The organism is Arenibacter flavimaris (genome assembly GCF_030291335.1).
Classification (GTDB): Bacteria; Bacteroidota; Bacteroidia; order Flavobacteriales; family Flavobacteriaceae; genus Arenibacter.
The window spans coordinates 1-25,421 of the sequence record NZ_JASWIM010000009.1; the positions used below are offsets into that span (position 1 = coordinate 1).

Below are 25,421 nucleotides of genomic sequence, written 5' to 3' on the forward strand. Positions count from 1 at the left end.
AACTTCATCACAAATATGGTTTCCGGACTCATTGCATATGCCTTTTACCCAACAAAACCAAACATCAATATAGACAACCTTCAAAGAATTGGATAGTCCTTATATCGAACTCACGTTAAATTAAATGAAACTTTAAATCATTGAAAACCAGTTTAGCTTTTGCTGTTCAAAACGTTATGAAATAACCAAAGACCAACACAGGATCAAATGAAAAAAAGTAGGGTCGTTTTAAAAATAATTATTTCAGTGGCAATTCCAGCTATCTTGGCGCTGGTGTTTTTTGCAGGCCAAAGACCCACTGCCTATTACCTAGTGCCCCTTTTAAAAAGTACCTGCCCTCCCGGGTTTAAACTGAACGCCAATAATCAGTGTATTGCAAGAAATCTCTATAGCCAATACGCCACAACCAACAAGGTGGGTGTAGGAGGCTTAAAATCGGCCTTACCAGAAATCAGGGATGGCTTTTCCCCGCAACAAATCGATTTGGGAAGGTATTTATTTTTTGACCCCATCCTGTCTGTGGACCAAACCATCTCCTGTGCCAGCTGCCACGATCCGAATAAAGGATTTAGTGATGGACTGGCGGTAAGCCGTGGCATAGATGGGCACAAACTAAAAAGGGCCGCCCCCTCCCTGTATAATGTGGGGTATCTAAAAAAACTTTTTTGGGACGGTCGTGCCTCTACTTTGGAAGAGCAAATGTTGGAACCATTGTTTTCCCAGGTTGAAATGGGAAATACACCGGAGAACTTACTCAGTACCCTGAATGAAGTTGATAATTACAAAAAACTATTTGCGGAAGCATTTCCAAATAAGCCCATGGACGAGCCAATACTGCTCAAGGAAATTACAAAGACCATTGCCGCCTTCCAATCCACATTGGTTTCCCTAAATAGTAAATATGACCAATATGCCCATGGTTATGACCAAGCCCTGAACAAAAACGAAATTGAAGGACTCAACATTTTTAGGTCTTTTGTTGCGCGCTGTGCCGAATGCCATACCCCTCCCCTATTTACAAATCAACAATTTGCCGTTATAGGCACCCCTGAACCAGAGGGACTTCCATTGGACCCAGGAGCCGAAATACCGTTCGATGACAAAAGCCTAAGAGGAGCTTTTAAGGTCCCCAGCTTACGGAATATAGCACTAACCGCTCCCTATATGCACTCTGGAAGATTCAAAACACTTCGCGAAACCGTTCAATTTTATACGGACGGGCGTGGACATGCGGTACCGGAAGATGAAAACCTACTGATTCATTGGCATATATGGGAACCTAATTTAACCGATTACGAAATGGATCGCTTAGTGGATTTTCTTAAGACCTTGACCGATGAATCCTTTAAACCAGAAATTCCGGAAGTATTGCCTTCAGGACTTAAAGTATCTACTTAATTAATAACCAATTGGAACAATGAAGAAAAAATCGCCTTTTATAAGGATCATCACCGCCGTTGTACTCATAGGGACAGGTATATTCCTTGGAAAATCGTTCTTTGGACAAAAAAATATAGGGACCGTTCCTATTCCTTCCTCCCTAAAACATAGAAATGTAAGGCTAGCCAATGACTCGGTACAAGCTGTTTACGAACAAGAATTTTCAGGTAAGATCATAGAAGTCAAAAATGGTTCGTCCATTCAAAATGCCGTTAAAGAGGCCAATCCAGGTGATCTAATACGTGTTTATCCGGGAACGTACTCGGAGAACGTTTACATTGACAAGGATAATATTAGCCTTCAAGGGGTGGTGATCAACGGAGAATGGCCAACCTTGGATGGCCAAAAGGAAATAAATGATGCCTTCCTATATTCGGGCAATGGAATTCTAATCGAGAATTTTAAAATAATCCATTACAAAGGCAATGGTATAATGGGCCAAGCCGGTAACAATTTTACAATACGCAACAACTGGATTATAGATACCGGTGTTTATGGCATTTTTCCACAGTATGGCAAAAACGGTTTGGTAGCTCATAACGTACTGAGTAAAATTGCGGATGCTGCCATATATATTGGCATGTGCGATAATGTGGACGTACTGCACAATGAAGTATTTGACAACGTTGCAGGTATAGAGATCGAGAATTCCAGGCACTGTTTGGTGGAAAACAATTATGCGCACAACAATACAGGGGGACTATTGGCATTTGTAACCCCGGGACTTCCCATAAAAACCACCTTTGACGTTATCTTTAGAAACAATTTTGTGGTAAACAACAACCACGAAAACTTTGGTGCCCCCGGGTCTACGGTTTCGGGAATTCCATCAGGTACGGGTATTTTAATCATGGCCGCCGATGATGTGATTGTTGAGAACAATATTATTACCGGCAATAACAACACAGGGATTACCATCGTGGATCTCGCTACTGGGGCGCCCAAAGCCAACGATCCCAATTCCGAAGGAAACCCGGACAGGGTCGTTATTTTGGACAATATTATGTTCGAAAACGGCAACGACCCAACGGGTGAAATAAAGGCCATAATGCTTACCCAAATGGATACCCATGGCCCAGATATTTTCGCCTATGGTGGAGGCTCCGGAAGTACCATAAGGGATAGAAGCAAATATCGAACTTTTGGTTTGGAAAATTACGGCATCGCTCAAATAAGCGACACCCAAGATATCCCAACAATGAGGACTCCAGCGCCGGTGCCACCAAGATCGGTTTCCAAAGAAGAATTGGGCGAGCTCACCTATTATGGAGTCTGTGCTGGTTGTCACGCCTTTGGCACTAGACTGATAGGTCCGCCAACAGAAATCCTACAGGCCATTCACCAAGACAACCCACAGGGCATAGTGGATTATATCACTGCTCCAAAAAACCTTAGGGAAGACTATCCGGAAATGCCTCCCCAGGATTATTTATCGGAGGAAGCCAAAATGGCCGTAGCGGAGTATATTCTCTCATTAAAGCATTGAACCAAGGACACAGCTACAAAAAAATAGCTGCATCAATACATTATCAGCGAATTATGATTTCAACATGGTTCGAAATCAATACAAATGATTGCTATGACAAAAAAAATAAATAGTCAAGTACATTTTGTACCTGATTTATAATATAATATTAATGTTATGCCATATGGGAAGGTTGTGGATGTTTTTTATATTAATTTAATGCCATGAAGATACTGGAAAAACAACATGAATTTTTTGCAACACAAAAGACCAAAGATGTTCCATTTCGAAAAAATGCCCTAAGGCGATTGCAAAAAGAAATAATTGCCCGTGAGGATGATATTGCGGAAGCCATTTACAAAGATTTCAAAAAACCTAAATTTGAGACCCTGGCAGCAGAAACACAGTTTGTTTTGGCAGAGCTAAAATTGGTATTAAAAAATATTGACAATTGGGCAAGTCCCGAAAGGAAATCGGCCTCCTTGATGAATTGGCCGTCTTCAGATTGGATCTATAGGGAACCCTTTGGGGCAGTCCTTATTATTGCCCCATGGAATTATCCTTTTCAATTGGTATTTGCCCCAATGATCGCTGCCCTTGCTGCAGGAAATACGGTTGTTGTAAAACCTTCCGAAGCAACACCCCATACAGCGTCGATCATATCGGAGATCATCTCTGCCGTTTTTGAATCGGAACATGTAGCCGTAGTGGAAGGTGGTGTGGAAGTATCCCAAGAACTTTTATCCCAAAAATGGGATTACATATTTTTTACGGGAAGTACCCGGGTAGGTAAAATAGTCTATGAGGCAGCGGCAAAACACCTTACCCCTGTCACCTTGGAACTAGGTGGTAAAAACCCCACAATAGTGGATGAAACGGCATCCATCAACCTGGCCGCAAAACGCATTGTTTGGGGCAAATTCTTAAATGCGGGCCAAACCTGCATTGCTCCAGATTATATACTTGTCCATAAAGAAGTGAAGGACCAGCTTGTGGCTGCCTTAATAAAAAATATCACCAAATGCTATGGAGAAAACATAGAGCAATCTCCCGATTATACCAGAGCAGTTAACAAAGGGCATTATGATGGATTAAAAGATATGCTAGTGGGCGAAAAAATATTTTTTGGCGGAGATTGTAACGATGAGGACAACTACCTATCCCCTACACTGGTAGAGGAGCCCAAATTAGACAGTAAATTGATGCATGGTGAAATTTTCGGGCCAATTCTACCAATTCTTGCCTACTCCAATGAAGATGACATAGATAGGCATATAACGAATTACGGAAAGCCCTTGGCCACCTATATCTTTTCGAACCGAAAATCATTTCAGAAAAAAATAATCAATAAATACAGTTTTGGCGGGGGTGCTATCAATGATACCGTAATTCAAATTACGAATAAAAACCTCCCTTTTGGAGGAGTTGGAGCTAGTGGAATAGGAGCTTATCACGGTAAAAGATCCTTCGACCTTTTTTCACATCATAAGGCCATTGTTAAAAAAGCAAATTGGTTGGATGCACCACTCCGATATCCCCCTTACAACCTGCCCATGTTAATCGTAAAAAAAATAAAACACCTGTTTTAGCCATGCAACTTGGCAGCCAATGATCTACCCTCCCCTATGGCCACTTAACCATAAATCAACTGTGTTTAAGGGGTGTAAACATTGCCTTTGGCCAAATAGTATTGGCATTCTGGTATTTTTAAGATATGTCGATCTATGAATACTTAGTGAGTAAACTATAATAGCCCAGGGGACTGTGTACCAATCCCAAAACCCCGTTGAAAAGGCAATGGCCGGCCCAACCCCGACTCCTCAACGAGTTTGTGCCTACAGTAAATGATTCCACAAATTATAGAAACCAAAACAAATGGACACCTCTACAAGAAAGCGTACCCCTAATTTATTTTTAACAATCCATTAACGATTATTATTTATACCTTAGAATTGGCTATTAGATAAAAGGGATTTAGGCAAATGCCTTTCCTTCTTTATTGTCACGCCTTTAAATAACACTATTTTTTCTATGCACATAGCATCTACTTAGTATTATAAATAGCAAGTGCCATCTGGCCTTGTTGAAATAAAAAGGGGCAACCGCTCTATCCCAAAGCCATCATTTCTCCAATTGCCCATTGAACGAGGTAAAAAAACTTTATGCAAAAGAACCAATTTCAATAGTTGAATACCTAATCGTACACAGGTTAAACTGAAAATATAATGAGAACAAATAATAGATTTTCTATAAAACTATCATGCTGATCACCACACTTTTTTTTATTGCCGGCTATATGATCATAGCACTGGAGCATGTTGTTAAAATTAACAAGGCAGCTACCGCATTGTTAATTGGGGTTGTATTATGGATCATAGTTGCCCATTCGGGAGTTAATTTTTCAGAAACCTTAATACAACTTAAGGAACATTTTGAAGAAATTTCCGAAATTCTCTTCTTTCTACTTGGAGCAATGACCATTGTTGAATTGATAGACATACATAATGGATTTGAAATTATCCTAAGGGTCATAAAAACTCGAAGCATGTTAGTCCTACTTTGGGTACTTTGCTTGCTTACTTTTTTCCTATCCGCTGTCTTGGACAACCTAACCACCACAATTGTCATGGTGGCCATTTTAAGAAAATTCTTTAAAAGCAAATTGGACCTTTGGTATTTTGCCGGGTTTATCATCATTGCCGCCAATGCAGGTGGTGCCTGGTCACCCATTGGCGACGTTACCACAATTATGCTTTGGAATGGGGGTCAAGTTTCCACAAATACCATAATAACCGAGGTATTCTTACCTAGTTTGGTCTGTTTATTGGTTCCTTTATTAATTGCCTCGTATAATTATAAGGGCAGAACTATTGAAGCCGAGGTTCCCACTCCCCCTACGACACATCAAATTAGTCCTGGGGAAAGCAATTTTATTTTGATTTTGGGTGTAGGTCTGCTTTTGATGGTACCGGTATTTAAAGCTATTACACATCTACCTCCTTTTTTAGGGATGTTATTTAGTTTATGTTTATTGTGGCTGATCACGGAAATACTGCATAAAAATAAACCTATTGAACTAAAACACCATTTATCCGTCGCTTATACGGTTCAAAAAATTGATACCCCCAGTATTCTTTTCTTTTTAGGGATTCTGTTGGCGGTTGCCGCCATACAAACCAATGGCTCTTTAGAATTTATGGGGAGTGCATTAGAAACCGCTTTTCACGATTTCCATATTACCAATACCTTATTGGGGCTTTTATCGTCCTTGATAGACAATGTACCTTTGGTGGCTGGTGCCATGGGTATGTATTCTATGGAAACCTTTCCACAAAATCATGAATTCTGGACATTTTTGGCCTATTGCGCAGGTACTGGGGGTAGTGTTCTTGTTATAGGTTCTGCCGCTGGAGTGGCAGCAATGGGAATTTTAAAAATAGATTTTTTATGGTACTTGCGCCATATAGCCTGGCTGGCCTTACTTGGCTACTTTTCAGGCATATTGGTCTTTATTTTAATCAACTAAGACTAAGTCTGAGTCCACCTCAAAACATAAAAATAGTGTAAACGTAACGGATAAAGATTCTTAAAACCCCAATCATTGCCCGAGTAACATATTGAGTCATCTGTGATGAAATTATGCCCAAGCCAATTAATGATGACTTCTTTATCTATAAGGCATGTACACAGAAACGCTTTTAATAAAAAAAAATAACCCTGCCCTAAAGAAAGCAGGGTTTTTATACCACAATGTACTTTGGAGGCTAACCTGCCAAATCCAGCATTTTACCGTTTTTTAATTCACCAAGTACTGTAACGTCTTTGCTTTTCTTATATTCTGCAAGGGCAAGAAGCATTTGCTCCTCCGTGTCCCTTCTGATTTTTATACCTCCAGTTTTCTGGTTTCTATTACGAACTTCAATGTAATATCCGTCCTTAAGTTCCGTTGGTTTTGTCGCCGGCCTTCCCATATTTAATAACTCGTTTTTACTGTTTAACTATTAATTCTATTTGTGCTAAATCTCCTTAGTCGTATAAACGTTTGAAAACTTAACACATTAATCAGGAATAATATGGCTTATTAATATATAAACCTAAAAAACAGTCACTTTTAACATAAACTTAGCAGAAAGAGGCTTTGATTCCTGCCAAGGTATCAACTAGGTTGTAATACCTCCTACTCACTTTTTTGAACTAGGAATGGAGTGTAAGTCAATACAGATATGAACAATTTGAATACTGGAAAAGAAACAGCCAAAAGTCCCATCCAAAACAATCAAGGACCTTTCCAATGTAAAAGGCCGGTATAAGGAAAATCCTATAACCAGCCTTTTTACCAAATATTAAAAATTAACTGCCAACTCGACTATTTGCCGTGAGGGTGCTCTTTTAACAATTCCTCTGGCGAATAAAAGCCTTGCTTGTCCTTGATCTGCTCGCGTACCTCTTTCACTTTCTCCGGTGAAATTGGGGCGGCTTTATTGCCGAAGGTATTCCTTACATAGGTCAATACGGCTGCAGTTTCATCTGCAGTAAGTAAATTTCCAAATGGTGTCATAGGTACCTGACCCGGATAGGTCTTACCATTGACAACAATAGGCCCCATAAGACCCTTGGTAGTAAGTTTTATAAGTCTATCCTCATTACCGGTAACCCATTCGGAGCCAGCAAGGGGAGGAAAACCAGAAGCTTCCAGTCCTTGACCATCTGCTTGGTGACAGGTGGCACAATAACCATCCCTCATATATATTTCCCTTCCGGCAACCAATAATTCCAAATCCTTTCCCTTTAGATCCGTTTTAATCACCTCTTTGGGCTCTTCGCCCGCCTTGTGCCCGTTTAAATGGGCGATTGCCGATTCATATGGTTTTTCCATCCATTTATCCAAACCTTTTTTACCAGCTTCTGTGATTATGGGAATTCCAATATCCCTACCCAACCACGAGGCTGCTACCAAGGCTTCCAACCTTACCCTTGGATTGTCATCCTTGGCTGCCTGCATAAGAAGTTCGGCCTGATCGGGAATTTGATGTCCTGCATAGCGAAGAACGCCTACTGCAGCTGCCCGAGCCTTAAAATCTTTGGCATTCAACACTTGTTTTAGCAATTCCCCGTCAACCTTATCCAAGCCCCATGTAACCCAAAGGGCTTCCAAAACATGGTGTTCGTATCTAGGGTCTGTGGTATCCAAGTTTGCTACCCATGTCTTTAACTTCGACAATACCTCAGAGGCATCCCTTGCTCGTAATTCCCTTTTGGTCCTATAACGGGTACGGTATTCCGGAAGCTTAAGATTGTCCAATAATTCGTCAATGTTGGCATCGACTATCTTGGCAGGTTCTACCAAGGGCCTGGATGGATAAGTAATCCGATAGATCCTCCCATGAACGTGGTCACGTAATGGATCACGGGCATTGTGCTGCATATGGCCAATTAGCACATTGTGCCAATCTATGAAATACAAGGAGCCATCCGGGGCAAATTCCATATCTACAGGTCTAAAATTCTTATCGCTTGAAGAAATTAGATCCTCCTGATGTTTACTAACATAACCAGCGGTTTTAGAGTCATCTACCATGGAATGTTCCTTAATCCCTAAAAACCCAATTGTATTGGCAATCAACATATTGCCCTGAGCCGCGTCAGGAAAATGTCTACTCGACACAAATTCCAATCCTGAAGTGGGTCTCACTAAATGGTCTTTTTCTATAAGGTTTTCCGGTAAAGGCGAACTTACGCCGTACCTGGGCACAATGGTTCCGGGCATCATCCAAGTGGCAGAGGGTCCCGACGTATGTTCAAAAAACGGTTGCCCCCAATCATCGAACGCAATACCCCATGGATTTGGAATGGGCAATTGCGCGGTACGCTCCAAATAATGTCTTTGTGGGCTATACCTGTAGAACCCTCCGTTGGTACCCCTAACGGTTCCATAAGCAGTTTCCACATTGGTATGAAGAAACACTCCCTCACCCATATAGATTGCCCCGGAAGGATCTGCTGTGAAAGCGCTAATGGCGTGGTGGGTATCATGGTCATCAAAACCACTTAAAATAATATCCTTTGCATCGGCCTTGTCGTCACCATCAGTATCCTTTAACAATACCAGGTTGGTACCTTGGGAAACATATACTCCTTCTGGTGCAAATTCAAATCCTATAGTAAGATGAAGTCCGTCCGCAAAAACAGTTTGCTTATCCGCCTTACCATCATTATCGGTATCCTCAAATATTAATAACTTATCATTGGGTTTACTATCACCCGGTTTGTAATGTGGATAACTGGGCATTACCCCTACCCATAACCTTCCTTTATTGTCGAAGGAAATTTGCACTGGATTGGCTAGATCGGGAAATTCCACTTCTGAAGCAAAAAGTTCCACTTTATAGCCCGGTGCCGGTTTAATCTTGTCCAGTGCATCCTGGCCGTACAGATATTCCGGTGTTCCATTTTTATTGCTAGGCTTATAATTGGTCTTTACTTCGGGCAATGTTCTGGTTTTGGCATCACTTTTGGCCAAATCCATTTTCTTACCCTCTAGGGCTTGCCAAATAGCCGTATCCCTTATGGCGGTCATCTGCCTTATCTTCTCAATTTCATAAGGGTAATTATCCGGACCAAATGGGTCATAACGCCTTCCATAGGCATGTACCCCGTTCGGGATCTTAAAATCGTTATGCCAGAACCAGTTTTTCTCATTTACAGCTTCATTTACCAATTCACGGTTTTCTTCCAACTTAATTTCTTTAGACCCGAAAACTTTATCGGCCAGCAATGTGGCAAACTTCCGATATCCGAAATCGTTCAACTGAAATCCATCCTGGGTCAAATCCGTACTTTCCGTTTGGTACCATTCCTTGGTCTGTTCATAGGCGTCCACCAGAAGGACACCCTCTTCAGCTGCAACTTCCTTCATGGCAGCCGTATAAAGTTCAAGGTTCCCATTTTCCTTTTTTCCATCCGGTAGATCCATCTTATCTGAAAGATCTTCAAAGGCAATAGGTGAAACAAGGGCCAACTGCGGAGGAGTGGAACCATTATATTTTTGATTGAGCGTGTGCTTGATAAAGGCCCGTAATTCTTCCTTGTAATTATCCACTCCCTCTGGTCCTTCAAAGGATTCGGGATACCCAAAAAATCCGATGATAATATCGGCCTTCAAGCTAGTAATCCATTCATCTGGAGAAGGAAAATGACCTATTGGGCCCGATCTGCGTCCGTTTTCATCATCCTCAAAATGTATGGCTTGTCCGGATTCGTGCTCAAATTTTTCCGCACCTGGAAAGGCCCATGGCGAATTCCGTGAAGAATGCGGCCTAAAACCGGGCGTATTACCGCCATCGCACATATTGCGGATATACAAGGAATCATTGGGAAAACGAAGTTGCATTTCAGTTTCGAAATGCCCGAAGTTCATCATACGTGATCCTAAATTATTACCCACTAGTACAATATGTGAATTAGGGGAAATTTTTAAAGTGTTGTCTTCCTCTTTACTACAACTGTAAAATCCAAGGACTAGGAAAAGCATTAAAAACAACTTTCCCCTTGCAACGTTTTTGTTAATATTCATCTTTTTTTTGGTATATAATTAATTGATATTCACGTGTATTCCCTCTTTTTCAGATTTTTCACAAGCCTCTATAATTCGCTGGCATGTAATGGCATCTTCAAGGCTTGAAAGTGGGGCTTCATTATTCCGCAGAACATTGTTGATGAAATGGGTTGCCGTATTCTTTATGGATTCAGGATAACACTGGTACGTTTGGGAATGGGCCCCATTACGATCATTGATTACCCAATCCCGATAGCTGTAACGCGTACTTCCCTTTGTGCCAATAACCTTTATAATACAAGTCCATGGATCACCCGCATGATCATCGTTGGCAAAACTAGCCGATAAATGGCTTAAGGTACCGTTTTGCATTTGTATATTGGCCATAGCCACATTTTCTTGTGGGGCTATAGTGGTATCAACGGTATGTTTTAGACAGGATATGGTTTTAGGTTGTCCTGCCAAATACAACATAGTATAGCTATGGTGTGTCAATATTTGACGGATTACCCCAGGATAGCGGGCCCTGACATCTTCGGCATGATGTATATTGTACATCATGTAGAACTGGGAAATAGCCCCCAATTTACCAGTATCGATCATGGATTTCGTCCTTTTTATCCCTGATTCATAGATATAATTATGGACTGGCATACATTTAACACCAGCTGTCTCAACCGCTTCCGTCATGAGTTGAAGTTCAGCAATACTGGAGGCTGCAGGCTTTTCTACCAAAATGTGTTTTCCCGCTTTTGCCGCCCTAATGGTATAATCGCAATGGGTCTCCATATTGGTCAATATGAAAACGGCATCGATTTTGGGGTCCTGAAACAGTTCATCTTCTGTTTTATAGGTCTTACAACCGAATTTCTTGGCTTTTTTTGCCCCTTTTTCAAAGGTTCTGTTCCAAAGTCCCACAAGTTGGGTACCTGGCAAACTATTAATGGCCTCTGCATGTAGATCAGCTATATCTCCCGCTCCAATAAATCCTATTCCTATATCTTTCATGAGGCTGCAGTAGAATATTTTAATATGCCTTTTTCGGCCATAGCTTTGAACTCAACCAATGAAATCCGTATTCCCTCTGCGATATCGGTCAATGGCAAATCTTTGAATGTACCTGCAATTTTACTGTGATCCAAATCGCAAACGAACAGGTTGGGCGGAGCACCATCGGTTACGGATAGGGATACATATTTCTCCATACCCAATGCGGTAGCTTGTTCTTTTACAATATCCAGGAAGGAGGTAATCGGTATTGTTTCCCCCTGTATGTTAAAGGCTCCAAAGCCTTCGTAGGGCTGTAATGCACAGGCGGCGAATTGAGCCCCCACATCTTCAACAAAATGATAGTTTTCCCGTCCCTGATATGGCATTTCAAAGGGGATTACCTTTCCTGCCGCCTGTCCAAGGACAATGGCCTTTAAGGCATTGGTGGGGGCAGAGGTTTTTCCTTTGTCCCGTCCCTTTCCATAAGTAGTGTTCAACCTTAAACAAACCGTGGGTATCTTGGTGTTATCGTGAAAAAGACGTGCCAAGTGTTCGCCAGATAATTTCCAGATACCATAATGGTTTGGTGGGGCCAAGGGAACATCCTCATTAATGATATCTTGGGGATACATGGAGCGCATTCCATAGACTGCGGCCGAACTTGCAAAAACAAACCGTTTAAGCTTGGTTAATTTTTCAGCAGCATCAAAAAGCGCCATTGTACCTCCGGTATTTATTTCCATGCCACCAATATGATCTCGGGAACAATCCGGACTTTGGTAGGCCCCTAAATGTATAATGTGCGTGGGATCTACTTGGAACAATACCCTTTCAATCTCTTTGTAATTGGAAACATCCAAGGTAACGAACTCCAAACGGGAATCCAACTCGGCAGGGAGCCATAATTTTAATGGGTCTGTATTGTTGGAGCGTGTTGCTATAACAATTTTTTCAACTTCCTTTGATTGTAGAAGCTTATAAATAGTGACCGATCCTATACAGCCGGTACCTCCGGTAATAAATATTTTGTGCATAATCCTTAATGCTAGATTTTTTTTAATAATAGGTTGTACGCCTGAACAAGAACACTGAAGTTATCAGTTCATTTTTACAACGGCCTTCATATTATTTGCCTTTATCGAATCTTCAAAAGCCTGATTGATGTCTTTAAAATCATAGTAATCCGTATAGTGTTCAGAAGGAAAAATACCAGTTACCATTAGTTTTTGTGCGGCCATATAGTCTGCCCTACAAGACCCCATGGACCCCCTCATATTCAAGGAGGTCCGGGTAAGGTGCGTGGCGTTGATCTGTACATCGGTTCCATAGGTAGCTATTACGCATATGTCCCCTTCGGGCCTAACAACACCTATGGCCTCGGTTAGTACAGGTGGTACACCCGAACATTCTATAAGCAGATCAACTTTTCCATTGGTGCCGAAAGGAATACCCTTATCATCGGTTATACCTTTTTGCAATTGGGTGGTCAAGGAATTTTCCGGTGAGACTTCTATGGTTATGAACCCTCTCTCTTTTGCTCTTTTCAAACGGATGTCACGATCATGCGCAATACCGGTTACTGCCACTCTAGCTCCTGCTGCCCGGGCAACTTCCGCAGACATCATCCCTATGATCCCACAACCGGTTACCACGACATCCTGCCCTGGTTTAATATCGCACTTATTGTAAAGAGCATTGGTTATGATGGACAAAGGTTCCACCAAGGCTCCCTGGGCCGGAGTTAGGCCTTTCATTAAGGGCACTACACGATCCGACTCCAAAACTACTTGTTGCCCAAACCCCCCGTTCCTGTGAAAGCCTATTATTTCCTTTTTAGGACATAGATTCCATTTGGACACACTACAGGCCGGGCATTCTTCATCCCTACATCCCAACATGGCCAGAGGAGTGAAAATATCCCCAACCTTGAGGTCCCCGTGGTCCCCGGGACCCAATTCCAAGATCTCGGCGCTAAACTCGTGCCCTATAACCCTGGGACGCTGTACCCAATCAAAATTGGCCTTGCCAATAGTGGCGCTGTTATCCGAACCACAGATGCCGGTATACAATGTTTTGGCCAATATCTCGCCTTCCTTCAAAGGCGGCATTTCCATTTCTACAACCGCTGAATTACTAAGGACCGATTGATCTGTATTTGGATATATTTTTTCATTGGTTTGTAGGCAAAATCCTTTTATAGAATTACTCATAGCAATAGTTTGTTGATTTCAATATTTTGTACACATTAAAGCCTAAAATTGATAATTCAATTTTACACCATGAACTTCCCTTCTATAGACAAGTTTAAAATTTCCAATTAACGCCGGTGTCTTTCCAACTTTTTGTTTTTGCCGATTCCAAAACGGCCTCACAAACTTTCTGTGTTTCTTGCGCCTCCCTAAACGTAGGGGAACAGGGTTTTCCTTCCTGTAGGGCTTTAAGAAAGTCGGCTATTTGGTGTACAAAGCTATGCTCATAGCCAATGGACAGTCCTGGCACCCACCATTTATCCATATACGGGTGATCACCATCCGTTACATGGATGGAACGCCACCCTCTCTCCTGTGATTCATCCCTATGATCAAAATATTCCAAGCGACTTAAGTCATGTAAGTTCCATTTTATGGAGGCATGTTCCCCATTTATTTCAAAAGTATACAAAGCCTTGTGCCCTCTAGCGTATCGTGTGGATTCAAAAAGGCCCAAAGAGCCATTATCGAAATGACAATGGAACAAACAGGCGTCATCTATGGTTACCTTTTGTTTTTCCCCGGTACCGGTATGTACTCTTTCTTTAATAAAGGTTTCGGTCATGGCGGAAACATCCTTGATCCCCCCATTTAACCACATGGCCGTATCTATACAATGTGCCAGCAAATCTCCCGTAACACCAGATCCAGCCGCCTCATTATCCAAGCGCCACAAGCCCTCTCCACCTTGTGGGAGTTCTGGACTAATGGTCCAATCCTGTAAAAAATTGGCGCGATAATGAAATATTTTACCCAGTTTACCTGCATCTATAAGTTGTTTCGCAAGGGTTACCGATGGCAATCTCCTATAATTGAAATAAACGGTATTGGGCACTCCTGCCTTTTCAATCGCATCAACCATTGGCTGGGCTTCCGCAACAGTACGCGCCAAAGGTTTTTCGCACAAAACCATTTTTCCGGCTTCTGCCGCTGCTATGGCAATTTCAGCATGCATATTGTTGGGGGTACAAATATCTATGGCATCAATGTCAGTACGAGCTATAAGCTTTCTCCAGTCGGTTTCAACGGACTCATAACCCCATTGATCGGCAAAGGCCTGGGTACGTTCCAAGTTACGCCCACAAATTGCCTTTAATACAGGCTGATATTCCAGTTCGGGAAAAAAATTGCCTACCCTACGATAACCATTGGAATGGGTTCTTCCCATAAATCCGTAACCTACCAATCCTATTCGTAATTCTTTCTTACTTGACATGTGTACTCTATTTTTTATTTTAATTAAAAATTCAGCTTAACAAATGTATAATCAGCCTATTATCTTAAGGCGCTTCGTACCAACCATGTTGTTGACGTACCTTGATCATGGCCCCTAAAATATCGTTCCAAGTTTTGGGTTGCATCATAACATCGTTGGGGAACATACACCCATCCCAACAGATATGTCGGATTTTTTTGGTCAGGTTGCCATTTTCGTCACGCAACCAATGGCCAGCATCCACAGCGATGTCCAATTTTCCATTGGGATCCGTAGCCTGGCAATGCCTACCTGTTTTATCATGGGATCCGGACCCGAACACCGTGCCATCATTTTGGGCCACATGAAAATCAATTGTCCATGGGCGAAGTGCAGCCGTAACGGTCTTAAGACCTTCGGTCAATGTTGCCCGATCGTTCCAATCGAAGTCTTTGGGCAGTATTCTTTCGTCCTCCTTATTATATCCCAAAAGATACAACAAGGTATGGGCCATATCGGCCTGAAATCCGATATTGGGTCTATCCACGGCTTCAAGGGTGTTCACCATGGTTTTCCAACCGTGCATCCCGCCCCAGCAAATTTCACCTTCGGCAGCTAAAGACTCCCCATAATCCGCGGCCACGTCACATGCCTCGCGAAAGGTTTGTGCAATCAATTTTGTATTGGCAACGGGATCTGCCGCCCAACTATGTGGATCAACGGACGAATCTATTCTGATTATTCCATTGGGGCGTATTCCCAAATCACGCAGTTTTTTACCTATAACACAAGCCTTTCGGACCTGGGTTACAAATTGGTTGCGTTCTTCCCTGGAGCCCATGGCAGAGCCACCACCGGTTCCAGCCCATACAGGGGCTACCAAACTTCCAATTTCAAGATTTTTGGATCTCGCCTTGTCGGCCAATTTTTTAATACCATCATCATTGGAATCGATATCCAAATGAGGATCCGCAGCAAAAAGGTCAAAACCGTCAAATTTAACTCCATCTACCTCTGCATTGGCAGTAAGCTCTATCATGGTATCAATGGATATTGGTGGCTCTGAATCAGGTCCTTTCCCTACCACACCGGGCCACGAAGCGTTGTGGAGTTTTGGGTAATTGTTTTCTGGCATAACAACAGTTTTTATTCGTAATATTATTTTCTTGGCATTATTACCGATTCCCACCCCTTCAGGTCGGATGGCTTTACATTTTTCTGATAACCCTCAAAGTTAAATGTAGTTGGCTCATAGCCCCCTACAAAATCTATCGGATTATCCGCTTTAATATCTTCTTCCATTTCCAATCCCCAGAAACAGGCGTTTATGATCATTCTTCTAAACCCCGTACTCAGGATATCTTCTGAGGCTCCATGGGTAGTTGTAAACGCCCTCCCGGGCCTACCCCCTTCCAACTGGTACGTTCTAACCCAGGCAACTGGAAGTTCGTCCTTACTAGTATCCGGTGTTGCTTCTGGCGTCATGCCGTTCAACACCCTTCCCTTGGCCAATATCTTTAAGTCCTTCCCTTGCGGGTAGGCGTTATAGCCTCCACACTGTGCCCAGGCATTTTGTACTCCCCGCATAATGGGATGCTCCTTGTTACTTTCTTCTATAATAAGTTTGGAAGCCTGTTGATGGTTTTTGCCATAGTGTCCTACCCAAGTTTCCCCTAAAACCACTTCACCAAATCCACCGTGCCATGCCTCTTTTTCCCCATCATATTTATAATCATAATGTCCCCAATTGGGATTATCGGCATTTTTAAAGGCGTGGGTAGAAGTCCGCAATCCTATTACAGCCCCTCCCCTATTTAGGTAATCATCAATATATTGCATCTGCCCATCTTCAAAATTTGCAAACCTCATAAACATTACCATTAGATCCGCTTCTTTAAGAACATCGAGTCCTTTGAGGTCCGACCCCCCTGGTAATATATTGCCCCTATCGTCCAAAGCCCATACCACCGTACAGTTAAAACCATATCTTTTGGCCAATATCCGTGCCAAGGCCGGTAAGGTCTCTTCCCCCCTATATTCATGATCCGTAGCAATAAAAACAATATGTTTGCCCTTGCCCGGACCATTTTCTCCCTTGTATGTAATACGATACTCATCCGCACTCCTCTTAGCATCAATCGCCTCCCCCATCATCAAGCTACTACTATTGCCCAAATCCGGTATAATGGCTTGCGCCACTAAATGTACGGAATGTTCAGCATCCAAAATGGTAGTGGTTTTACTTCCCCTATCTTCACATGAAACCAACATGCAGACCACAACCATAGACAATATACCGTTCCATGCAATCTTCCAATAAACAGAATACCCGTAAATTAATGATTCCAACATAATATTACAAATCTTAAATACTTGATGCAGGAACTATTCCTAGGCCACTCCTTCTTGGGTTAGTGGCAATCCCCAATTAAAAAGTTCCACGGATAACCAGCGGGCACGTTGGCCATATTGTTTATCAATATCTAAATTTATTATCAATTTTTATACACTATTCTTAAAATATAACACGATAAAATCTGACAATAAAAACTTAACTCTACAAATCTAAAATACTATCGGCATGAATATTCCCTATATCTTACTAAAAGATGACACTTTTTTGTCTTAAATTAGCCCAAATAAAATACAATCCGGAAATTTATGAGTACCCCTAATATCGAAAAAACACTAACAACGAAAGAAACTTTTATTTTCAAGGATATTGTTGGCCCCTACTTTAATCCAAATTGGCATTTTCACCCTGACTACCAATTATCGTTAATTGCAGAAGGCAAAGGAACACGATTTGTTGGGGACCACGTACAATCATTTGAAAAAGGTGATCTGGTAATTACAGGCCCCAACCTTCCACATTTATGGCGAAGCGATGACGCTTATTTTGAAAAGGACAGCAAACTCTCCACTAGAGGTTTGGTAATTTACTTTGACCACGATCTATTTAGTGAATCCTTATTAAGCAAGGAAGAATTTTATAATGTAAACAAGTTTGTGGAAAACTCGGTAAGGGGTATGGAATTTTATGGGGAAACCCGCAATAAAATAAACAAACTTCTACTTAAAATAAACAACGAACACGGATTTCGAAGAATTATAAAATTATTGGAAATCATAGATATCCTAGCCAATAGCGAAGAGTACCACCTATTGTCCAGTCCGGGGTACACCAATGTTTTCAAGGGCGATGATGCAGACAAAATGCGGATTGTCTACGACTATGTCATGTCCAATTTTAAGACCAAAATTTCGCTGGAGGAAATAGCGGAAATGCTCAATATGACCACAACCTCCTTCTGCCGATATTTTAAACCTCGGGCAAACAAAACTTTTACCCGCTTCGTAAATGAAATCAGAATAGGTCATTCAAGAAAACTATTACTGGAGGATAATCTAAATATTTCACAGATAAGTTACGAGTGCGGTTTTAATGCCTTATCAAACTTTAACAGGCAATTCAAGGCAATTGTACAAATGAGCCCCCACGAGTATCGAAAATTGTTCCTGAACATCAAGACCAGTATATCCTAGTGGTTAGATCTCCTTTTGGAGCGATTACCACAATGATGGTTTTAACGTAAAACATGATCTTTATAAATTATAAGCATATTTTATCCCAGCTAAATTAAATTGGAATTCTTGTATTGACCAGCCAAAATTATCCATCATTATATATTATAGATATAAAACAGTGCAACACACCTCCTATTTACAGAGAATAAACCAAAATAACCCAATGACAAAAAAGTGTCATCTTTTAGTAGGATATAGGGACTTTTAAAAATCTTTAAAGTTTAAATTTATCAGCTTTTAAATTTTTAGGGTTGCTAGGGTCTTGCATACATCATGAACCAAGGGTTTAATGGTCAGGTTATAAAAGCATAAAATAGGTAGTGGATTATTCATTATTTAATAAAACAATTAAAAATAAATTATGATTATTGTAAAAAAGAGATTAAACTTATACGCTGAAATCAAAAAGTAAAGTATACACCAACTAATTAAAAATCTATTAAATTCAATGGAAAATTCAAATGATCAACAAAAAACCAATGCGAACAGACTGTTTTACGGTAGCTGTTTCGCATTAATTACGACCGCATTTTCTTTTAGTATTAGAGCAGGGATTCTTCCACAGTTGGGAGAAGAATTAAGTTTGAGTGCCGAACAACTAGGATTTATCAATTCCATGTGGTTTTTTGGTTTTCCGATATCGATGGTTATCGGAGGATTAATCTATCATAAGGTAGGTGGAAAGGCCATTATGCAATTTGCCTTCCTTGCCCATGCCCTAGGGATTATTTTAACCATTTATTCTGGCAGTTATGTTGGTTTACTCATTTCAACACTATTGATAGGCCTTGGCAATGGTTGTACCGAAGCTGCCTGTAACCCCATGATTGCGGACGCCTATTCAGGAACCAGGATGAGTAGAATGATGAACCGTTTCCACATGTGGTTTCCGGGAGGTATTGTATTAGGTAGCCTTATATCCAAATTTATGACCGATGCAGGCTTAAGCTGGGAAACACAAATTTGGGTGATAATGATTCCGACCTTGATATATGCCTATCTGTACTTTGGACAAGCTTGGCCAAAAGCTAAAATTGAAGCGGCTGCCACACTTAGTGGTAATTTCAAAGCCATGCTTTCCCCTCTATTTATTTTTATGATTGTTTGTATGTCTTTGACGGCAATCTCGGAATTTGGCCCACAGCAATGGGTAGGACTTATCTTGGCCAAGAGTGGCGCCGAGCCCATGATTATATTGGCCCTGGTTACAGGACTAATGGCTGTTGCCCGTTATTTTGGAGGAGAAGTGGTTCACAAATTTGATCAAACAGGAGTCCTTTTGGGTTCTGCTGTACTGGCCACCATTGGAATTTATCTTTTTAGTACCCAAACCGGAACCATGGCTTATGTTGCTGCCATCTTCTTTGCATTGGGTATCGCCTATTTCTGGCCAAATATGATTGGTTTTATTGCTGACAAAATACCAAAAAGTGGAGCCTTGGGATTGTCCATTATTGGTGCCGTAGGTATGTTTTCCTCATCTATATTCCAACCTATAATTGGTGGATGGATCGATTCTGATAAGGCCGAAGCTGCTGCTGCAGGATTGACAGGTGATGAATTGGAACTTGTTTCCGGACAGGCCACCTTGGGAACCATGGTCGCCTTCCCTGCTATCCTGATCGTCCTCTTTACCATACTTTGGTTTTGGGTACGCTCATCAAAAAAACAAGGACAGGAGGCCGTAGCCTAGCCACCACTAAACAAAAATCAAGAAAACAATAACCAATTTCTAGGGTATGGTAAAGGAGGTCTTCCCTAAGGCAAGCCATACCCAAAGGAATCCGGATAGGGTATTTATTTTTTATAATTAATTGACCATACGTATGAAAATTGGAATGAATATGTTGCTGTGGACAAATCATGTTACAGAGGAACATTACCCCATAGTTGACAGATTAAAAACCACAGGATATGATGGTATTGAGCTGTTTTTGGGCGACGGAGATCTAAAGCATTATACAAAATTGGGCAAGTATTTTTCTAGCATCAATATGGGCGTCACTGCAGTAGGTGCCTTGTCTGCAGAGCAAAATATTGCAAGTCCCGACAAGAAGACCAGGCAGGCAGGTTTGGAGCGATTAAAGTGGACCATTGATATGGCCGAAGCGGCCAATGTAGAAGTAATATGTGGGCCATTTCATTCCACCTTTGCCTTTTTTACTCGCCAACCCCCCACATTACAAGAAAAACAATGGAGCAATGAGATGTTGTATAAGGCGGCGGAATATGCCCAAAAAGCCAATATTGTACTAACTCCAGAAGCCGTAAACAGATTTGAATGTTACCTGTATAACACTATGGCCGATCTTGGCTCTATGGTCAGGGAAGTGAACCACCCCAATTTGGGCGCGATGTTCGATACACACCATGCCCATATAGAAGAAAAAAATCAGGCCGAAGCCATTAGGACTATAGCCCCCCATTTAAAACATGTTCATATTAGCGAGAACGACAGGGGAACTCCCGGTAGTGGGCAAGTACATTGGGACGACGTCTTTTCGGCATTAAAGGAGGTGAAATATGACGGTTGGCTTACCATAGAGGCTTTTAGTACCATTATCCCAGAGTTTGCAAACGCCATTAATGTTTGGCGGGATTATTCTCCTTCCGAAGAAATCTACACCAAAGGTCTAAATTTGATAAAAGAAGGGATGGGGATTAAATAATTAATCCAGTACTTTACATCCTATATGAATGAATTAATTAAAAAAAATTTAATGAAAAATCTATTACCTATCCTTATTTGCATTTTAATGTTTGCCTGTAAAGAGCAAAAAGAGGCAAAAACGAATGAAACCGCAACCGAGGCTACAACCGATACCCCACAACAATGGCTTAATTTTGAAGGTAGTGATAAGAATGCAAAGCACATAGTCCTTATTTCGGGCGATGAAGAATACCGTTCCGAGGAATCCTTGCCGCAATTGGCAAAAATCCTTTCCCGGCACCATGGTTTTAACTGTACGGTGTTGTTCGCGCAAGACCCGGCCCACCCAGGGATTATAGATGCCAATTATGCAAAAAACATACCTGGATTGGAAGCCCTTGACAGTGCCGACCTAATGATTATTTCTACAAGGTTCAGAGCCTTGCCCGATGATCAAATGAAACATATTGATGATTATCTTATGGCAGGTAAACCAGTCATTGGACTAAGAACGGCAACACATGCTTTTAATTTTAAAGAGGAAGATATCTCCAGTTACAAACATTACGGAAACTCCTATAAAGGAGATATAGAGGAGTGGCACGGTGGATTTGGCAAACTTGTTCTAGGTGAAAAATGGGTGAGCCACCACGGACACCACAAACAACAAAGCACCAAAGGTTTTGTAGCCGATGCAGGGAAAACTACTGGAATTACAAATAGTATCGCTGATGGGGATGTTTGGGCCTCTGCCGATGTTTATGAAGTAAGCTTACCGATGTCCGGGGATTCCCAGCCAATAATTTATGGAAAGGTAATGAACAGAAAAGGCGAATTCGACGAAAATGATATATTCTATGGAATGCGACCAACAGATGACGAAGCTGCCAAAACCAACCATTCCGGTAAGGATGTTAGTGCGCCCCTAATGCCTGTGGCATGGACAAAAACCTATCAAGTACCAGGAGGAAAGAAAGGAAAAGCCTTTACATCTACCGCCTTTTCCGCAGTAGATTTCACAATTGAAGGAACACGGAGATTAGTCGTAAATGCCGTATATTGGACACTGGATCTACCAGTACCTACCAAAACCAAGGTAGAATTGGTAGGTTCCTATAATCCTACCACCTATGAATTCAGGACAGATGAATACTGGGATGAAAAACAATTAAAAGTATCCGACTTTAAATAATACCAATTAACCAACCAATCTTTACCAAGCCAATAGAACATATTCTATTGGCTTTTTTTTATAATGCATCAACAATGTCACAAATATTTCCATTTCATATTGGAATATTTATCAATTGAAGCTTTCCGTTTATAACCTAGCTATAATATTACACCGGTTTAAATAACTCTGGTGTTTTATTATTTAGGGAACTCCGATCGGCAAAAAATATTAAAGACTCTTAATGAGAACGTTGAAGTCTACAATAGACTTATGATGTTATGATCGCGATCCTTTACAAAGAAAACGATTCAAAAAAATCCCCTAGTTGTATACAACTAGGGGATATATATTGAGCCTTTTATGGCCAATCTTGATAAAACATTCTGCAGAACCTGTTAAGCCCCACTTTTGGATAATTTAGCAAGGGAAAATGCGCCGATCGCCATAACCACGTCCCTAACCGCCACATCCAAATATTGACCTCCAAATATAAGTGTCAAAGCTATAAGGACCAACCAGGCCGAAACGACCATAGCCCCTATAAAAGGTTTCACCAAAACCAAAATTCCGGCACCTATTTCAATTACCCCAACAATTCCCATAAAAGTATTTGCATCGAAAGGCAATAAACTTACCATTCCAGACGAGGAATATATTGTCCAATCCACCAGAATGTTGGTAAACTTATCCAAACCGGCAATTATAGGAACCAATCCAAACGTAAACTTCAGCATGCTACTAACAAATTGTGCATTTGCATTCATAATTCTATTATTTTAATATTATGCCCTTTAGATGTAAGAACACGGCTGGGGTTACAAAAATGTTGGTAAATCTCCCCCATGTCAATTGTTTTAATGCCCCCTAAGTTTTTGAATCTTTGCCATTACCTGATCCACTAGGCGATCGCATTTGGAATTACCAAACTCAAAGGCATTTTTGGCATCGGCAAACTTCATAATCGTATCTTTCATCATGTTCCTGGCCCGGTGAAGCCTCACTTTCACATTGCTATTGCTTAATCCCAGGCTATCCGAGATTTCAGAAATCCCCAACTCTTGAACTTCTTTCAGCATATATACGATCTTATATTTCTCTGGTAGAAGGTCTATTGCCTTTTCAACAATTTGTACCGATTCCGCATACATAGTTTTTCTTTCAGGATTCATAATAGATATATCAGCAATTTGATCGATACCTTTTTCGTTACCGATATCCAACATGTGATACTTCTTGGACTTTCTTTTTCTCTGCAGCGCCTCATTTATTCCTATCCGTATTAACCAAGTGGAAAACAAAGACTCATTTTTAAACTGAAATAATTTTTGGAACGCCTTAATATAAGTATCCTGCATTACATCATCTATATCCGAGGGCCTGTCCAAATAACTCCTTATTGTTCTATACAGCAGTTCATTATAGCGCCTTAAAAGAATTTCAAATAACTCAGTATTTCCTTCCAGTACCTTCTGAACCACCATGTAATCTGCCATAGTTAGCTGTGAAGACATATCCATCATTTTTATGGGTTTACAGTTGTCCATTATCATTGTTTAAGTATTGGATGCCAAGTGGTAAAAAAGGTTACAAAATTTTGTAACCCAATCTCATATTTCACATCAAATCATACGGTAATTATCCTTAAACACAAGTTTCAAAAAAAACATAACACACAGATAATCATGTTATTACAATATACAAAATAGTGCTTTTATAAAATATTTTAATCCCTTAAATAAATTCAATTGTGAACTATACAGTTAAAATTCTAGAAAAATCCTGGTTAACACATAATGTAATATTGTTGGTTTTTGAAAAGCCTGAAGGATTTACCCACAAAATCGGACAAGCCATTGAACTCACCCTGAACACTCCACAATACAGAAGTCAGTATGCCCCTTTTACCCTTGTAAGCTTACCAGAGGAAGATCAATTAAAGCTTATCATTAAAATATACCCCAAGCATCATGGCCTAACGGAAGCTCTGTCCAAAATAAACCCAAAAGATTCCATGATTATCACCAGCTCCTGGGATTCCTATGAATACCAAGGAAAGGGCTGCTTTATTGCCGCCGGTTCGGGCATAACTCCATTCATTCCAATGTTCCGGGATTTAAATAAAAACAGACAATTGAAAAATCACGGGTTGATATATGCCAATCGTAGTGTTGGGGATATAATTCTTCATGAGGAACTAACCGACCAATTCAAGAGCCATTTACACATTATCCTAAGTGAAGAGAAAACAACTGATTTCGATTACGGCATCATTGATTACAACTACCTACAGTCGAAAGTTGAGGGGTTCGGTCAACATTTCTATGTCTGTGGACCTAATGCCTTTATGGAAAGTGTGAAAAAAGAACTCCTTAGATCCGGCGCTAAAAAGAAAAACATACAAACAGGCTATTAAACATGGAAACAAACGGAAGAGTAAATTTGTCGGCAGAAATTCAAGACCAAGTACCAATAAATATTTCAGACGATAAATTGGATAAAATTGCTACCATAGCCTTTCATTTTAGAAAGATCATGGAAACCTTGGAGCTCAATCTAGAAGACCCTGGTTTGCGGGATACCCCTGAAAGGGTGGCCAAATTGTATATTAATGAAGCCTTTAAAGGCCTGGACGAATCCAATTTTCCCAAAATATCATTTTTCGGGAACCACTACAAATACGATGAAATGATCCTGATCAAGGACATAACGCTTTACTCCTATTGTGAGCATCATTTTGTACCTTTTTTTGGTAAAGTAAGCATTGCCTACTACCCAACGAATCGCGTAATTGGACTTTCCAAAATTAATAGAATCGTTCAATTTATTGCCAGTAAACCGCACGTACAAGAAAAATTAACTATGGAATTGGGAACCGTGCTAATGAATTTACTGCATACCGATGACATTGCCATTTCAATAGAAGCAAAGCATTTATGTGTGGCATCGAGAGGTGTAAGCGATACCAATAGCCTTACCAATACCAACTTTTTTTCGGGAAAATTCCGTAAAGGCAAGGTTCAAAATCAATATCTTAAATCCATTACCCATTGAACTTTTCTTTTTTTTGTAACCCTGAAGTGCTTTCTACATCCAAATGTAAAACAATTAAATAACG

At 40.9% G+C, this 25,421-nt stretch carries 20 protein-coding genes and 1 pseudogene; 11 read left to right on the plus strand and 10 right to left on the minus strand.

Translation table 11 applies throughout. The features are described 5' to 3' along the window. From QSE00_RS25345 to nhaD, 5 genes and pseudogenes are all read left to right on the plus strand, one after another. A pseudogene (locus QSE00_RS25345) lies at positions 1-96 on the plus strand (IS982 family transposase); the annotation flags it as partial. 111 nt (positions 97-207) lie between these two features. Further along, complete coding sequence (locus QSE00_RS09300; protein ID WP_286105729.1) at positions 208-1,398, plus strand: cytochrome-c peroxidase; 1,191 nt, start codon at positions 208-210, stop codon at positions 1,396-1,398. A gap of 19 nt (positions 1,399-1,417) precedes the next feature. Then, on the plus strand, positions 1,418-2,926 hold the full coding sequence (locus QSE00_RS09305) for a parallel beta-helix domain-containing protein (protein ID WP_286105730.1): 1,509 nt from the start codon (positions 1,418-1,420) through the stop codon (positions 2,924-2,926). Positions 2,927-3,129: 203 nt separating this feature from the next. Next, a complete protein-coding gene (locus QSE00_RS09310) occupies positions 3,130-4,494 on the plus strand; it encodes an aldehyde dehydrogenase (protein ID WP_286105731.1) in 1,365 nt (454 codons plus the stop codon). A gap of 671 nt (positions 4,495-5,165) precedes the next feature. Then, on the plus strand, positions 5,166-6,431 hold the full coding sequence (nhaD, locus tag QSE00_RS09315; RefSeq protein WP_286105732.1) for a sodium:proton antiporter NhaD: 1,266 nt from the start codon (positions 5,166-5,168) through the stop codon (positions 6,429-6,431). A gap of 238 nt (positions 6,432-6,669) precedes the next feature. Here the strand turns inward: nhaD and QSE00_RS09320 are convergent, their stop codons facing one another. The 8 genes from QSE00_RS09320 to QSE00_RS09355 all read right to left on the minus strand — a co-directional run bounded on the left by QSE00_RS09320 (position 6,670) and on the right by QSE00_RS09355 (position 17,246). Continuing rightward, the gene (locus QSE00_RS09320) at positions 6,670-6,876 is read right to left on the minus strand and encodes a hypothetical protein (protein WP_110356019.1); all 207 of its coding nucleotides are present in this window, start codon (positions 6,874-6,876) and stop codon (positions 6,670-6,672) included. A gap of 395 nt (positions 6,877-7,271) precedes the next feature. Then, positions 7,272-10,478 (minus strand): PVC-type heme-binding CxxCH protein, encoded by a 3,207-nt coding sequence (locus QSE00_RS09325; protein ID WP_286105733.1) that lies wholly within the window; start codon positions 10,476-10,478, stop codon positions 7,272-7,274. Positions 10,479-10,496: 18 nt separating this feature from the next. After that, positions 10,497-11,468 carry a Gfo/Idh/MocA family protein gene (locus QSE00_RS09330; RefSeq protein WP_286105734.1) on the minus strand — a complete coding sequence of 324 codons (972 nt, stop codon included), beginning with the start codon at positions 11,466-11,468 and terminating at the stop codon, positions 10,497-10,499. Next, complete coding sequence (locus QSE00_RS09335) at positions 11,465-12,484, minus strand: NAD-dependent epimerase/dehydratase family protein (RefSeq protein ID WP_110356022.1); 1,020 nt, start codon at positions 12,482-12,484, stop codon at positions 11,465-11,467. Before QSE00_RS09335 ends, QSE00_RS09330 begins: the two co-directional genes overlap by 4 nt. Before the next feature lie 63 nt (positions 12,485-12,547). Beyond that, positions 12,548-13,660 (minus strand): zinc-dependent alcohol dehydrogenase, encoded by a 1,113-nt coding sequence (locus tag QSE00_RS09340; protein WP_110356023.1) that lies wholly within the window; start codon positions 13,658-13,660, stop codon positions 12,548-12,550. A gap of 94 nt (positions 13,661-13,754) precedes the next feature. Further along, on the minus strand, positions 13,755-14,915 hold the full coding sequence (locus QSE00_RS09345; RefSeq protein WP_110356024.1) for a Gfo/Idh/MocA family protein: 1,161 nt from the start codon (positions 14,913-14,915) through the stop codon (positions 13,755-13,757). Positions 14,916-14,979: 64 nt separating this feature from the next. Beyond that, a complete protein-coding gene (locus QSE00_RS09350; RefSeq protein WP_110356025.1) occupies positions 14,980-16,029 on the minus strand; it encodes a sugar phosphate isomerase/epimerase family protein in 1,050 nt (349 codons plus the stop codon). Between the two features lie 23 nt (positions 16,030-16,052). After that, positions 16,053-17,246, minus strand: a complete 1,194-nt coding sequence (locus tag QSE00_RS09355) for a ThuA domain-containing protein (RefSeq protein WP_286105735.1) — start codon at positions 17,244-17,246, stop codon at positions 16,053-16,055. A gap of 309 nt (positions 17,247-17,555) precedes the next feature. Here QSE00_RS09355 and QSE00_RS09360 point away from each other — a divergent pair, with 309 nt between their 5' ends. From QSE00_RS09360 to QSE00_RS09375, 4 genes are all read left to right on the plus strand, one after another. Beyond that, on the plus strand, positions 17,556-18,440 hold the full coding sequence (locus tag QSE00_RS09360) for an AraC family transcriptional regulator (RefSeq protein WP_110356026.1): 885 nt from the start codon (positions 17,556-17,558) through the stop codon (positions 18,438-18,440). A gap of 490 nt (positions 18,441-18,930) precedes the next feature. Next, positions 18,931-20,175 carry an MFS transporter gene (locus tag QSE00_RS09365; RefSeq protein ID WP_110356027.1) on the plus strand — a complete coding sequence of 415 codons (1,245 nt, stop codon included), beginning with the start codon at positions 18,931-18,933 and terminating at the stop codon, positions 20,173-20,175. A 133-nt stretch (positions 20,176-20,308) separates the two neighbouring features. Further along, positions 20,309-21,151, plus strand: a complete 843-nt coding sequence (locus QSE00_RS09370) for a sugar phosphate isomerase/epimerase family protein (protein WP_286105736.1) — start codon at positions 20,309-20,311, stop codon at positions 21,149-21,151. Between the two features lie 51 nt (positions 21,152-21,202). Next, positions 21,203-22,324 (plus strand): ThuA domain-containing protein, encoded by a 1,122-nt coding sequence (locus QSE00_RS09375; RefSeq protein ID WP_286105737.1) that lies wholly within the window; start codon positions 21,203-21,205, stop codon positions 22,322-22,324. Positions 22,325-22,701: 377 nt separating this feature from the next. Here QSE00_RS09375 and QSE00_RS09380 read toward each other — a convergent pair whose 3' ends face one another. Next, positions 22,702-23,070 (minus strand): hypothetical protein, encoded by a 369-nt coding sequence (locus QSE00_RS09380; protein ID WP_110356029.1) that lies wholly within the window; start codon positions 23,068-23,070, stop codon positions 22,702-22,704. Between the two features lie 90 nt (positions 23,071-23,160). After that, a complete protein-coding gene (locus tag QSE00_RS09385) occupies positions 23,161-23,850 on the minus strand; it encodes an RNA polymerase sigma factor (protein ID WP_258364814.1) in 690 nt (229 codons plus the stop codon). 203 nt (positions 23,851-24,053) lie between these two features. Between QSE00_RS09385 and QSE00_RS09390 the strand changes: the two genes are divergently transcribed. Together QSE00_RS09390 and folE are read left to right on the plus strand one after the other, a co-directional pair. Then, entirely contained in the window at positions 24,054-24,719 is a 666-nt protein-coding gene (locus QSE00_RS09390) for an FAD-binding oxidoreductase (protein ID WP_286105738.1), read from the plus strand. Between the two features lie 2 nt (positions 24,720-24,721). Beyond that, positions 24,722-25,357 (plus strand): GTP cyclohydrolase I FolE, encoded by a 636-nt coding sequence (gene folE / locus QSE00_RS09395; protein WP_286105739.1) that lies wholly within the window; start codon positions 24,722-24,724, stop codon positions 25,355-25,357. Positions 25,358-25,421: the final 64 nt, after the last annotated feature.